Annotated in this window: 1 protein-coding gene; it reads left to right on the top strand. The window is 69.2% G+C overall.

Going from position 1 to position 973, the window contains the following annotated elements; translation table 11 throughout:
• On the top strand, positions 1-973 hold a 973-nt coding region (locus AC3WR5_RS33460; protein ID WP_492490112.1), incomplete at both ends, for an AMP-binding protein.

The following is a 973-nucleotide window of genomic DNA, read 5'->3' as shown; positions in this document are numbered from 1 at the left end:
TGACGCTGACCGAAGACCCGCAAGGCCTGCACGGCGAGCTGGAGTACAGCACCGACCTGTTCGAAGCCGCCACCATCGAGCGCATGGCCGGCCACTTCACGCAGCTGCTGCGGGCCATCGTGGAAGATCCCGAGCGCCCGGTGGGCGAGCTGCCGATGCTGGGCGCAGCCGAGCGCCAGCAACTCCTGTACGGCTTCAACGACACCGCCACCGCCTACCCGCGGGTGGCCCCAGGCGGCAACACCCTGCACCAGCTCTTCGAAGCCCAGGTGCAACGCAGCCCCGAGCGCACGGCCGTCGTCTACGAAGGTGCCTCGCTGAGCTACGCCGAACTCAACGCGCAGGCCAACCGCCTGGCGCGCCAGCTGCGCAGCCTGGGCGTTGGCCCGGACTCGCTCGTGGGCCTGTGCATGGAGCGCTCCGTCGAGATGATCGTCGGCCTGTATGCCACCCTGAAGGCCGGCGGCGCCTACGTGCCACTGGACCCCGGCTTCCCGGCCGAGCGCCTGGCCACCATCCTGGACGACGCCAAGCCGGTGGCCGTGCTCACGCAAAGCCATCTGCAGGACCGCGTGCCGGCCGCGCCCGGCCTGCCGGTGATCGTGCTGGACGACGGCGTCGAACTGCTGGTCGACCCCGGCAACCTGGAGAATCTGACCGAGCCCGGTCACCTGGCCTATGTCATCTACACCTCCGGCTCCACCGGCAAGCCCAAGGGCGTGGGCATCGACCACCGGGGCATCGTCAACCGCCTGCAATGGATGCAGGAGGCCTACCCGCTGACGGCAGCGGACAGGGTGCTGCAGAAGACCCCCTTCAGCTTCGACGTCTCGGTGTGGGAATTCTTCTGGCCGCTGCTCGAAGGCGCGACCCTGGTCGTGGCCAGGCCTGGCGGCCACCAGGACGTGGCCTACCTGGCGCGCGTGATCGATGAGCAGCGCATCACCACGCTGCACTTCGTGCCGCCGATGCT

Source organism: Ideonella sp. FW305-24 (genome assembly GCF_058788035.1).
This window is presented reverse-complemented; position numbering and strand designations above follow the sequence as displayed.